Genomic DNA, 765 nt, shown 5'->3' with positions numbered 1-765 from the left:
CCTCTACCTCATGGGTCGCGACGACGAGCGAAACGTCCGACGCGGCGTCGCTCCGATTCGCGAGTTGTGGTCGGCCGGTGTGCCGGCAGCGTTGTCGTCGAACAACATTCGGATCGAATTCACTCCCACAGGGAGAGCGGACCCGCGCGACATCGCCCTTCTCGCGGCCAGAATCTCGCACATTTTCTCGCCGGACCAGTTCGCGCGAATCGTTGACATGACGACCGCTGCGGCCGCCGCGGTCGTCCACCCGGGCGAGCCCCACGGCGTCACGGTTGGTGCTCGCGGCGATCTGGTCGTCCCCGACACGGACGATCCCACCACATTGCTATTCGATCAGCCGCCCAGAACTCTCGTACTGGCGGGCGGGCTCCCGGTCTACACCGAACGTCGCGAACGTGACTGGCACCGCCAGGCCCGACAACTCGAACTAGCGAAGTGGCAGTTCAGCCGGTGAAGAGTTCTGTGTCTCGAACTTTCTCACCGCGTGAACCTCTCACGTCTGCCACGGGCGTCTTCACATCAACGTCGGACCGTGACTGCGCTCCTTGCGTGCTGGTGCGACCGATCATCGAGTTCAGTGCAGGGGTAGAGCCGTCCAACGTCTCGCCATCGCCGCTGAATATCTGACACCGCAGAAGGGGGAACACTTCGGACCCTGGGTCGTCGAGATCCGCGCCGCACGGAGCACGAACTTGCTCCGGCGCGGGCATCGGCGCACTGGCCGACTGGTTCAGCGGGGGTCAGCTGCGGAAGCCCGCCGAT

1 pseudogene is annotated in these 765 nt (G+C 64.7%); it reads left to right on the top strand.

Annotated elements, in window-relative coordinates:
- Positions 1 to 457, top strand: a pseudogene (locus AC1D1G_RS45730) (hypothetical protein); the annotation flags it as partial.
- Positions 458 to 765: the final 308 nt, after the last annotated feature.

The organism is Rhodococcus sp. P3_B8 (assembly GCF_056402775.1).
This window is presented reverse-complemented; position numbering and strand designations above follow the sequence as displayed.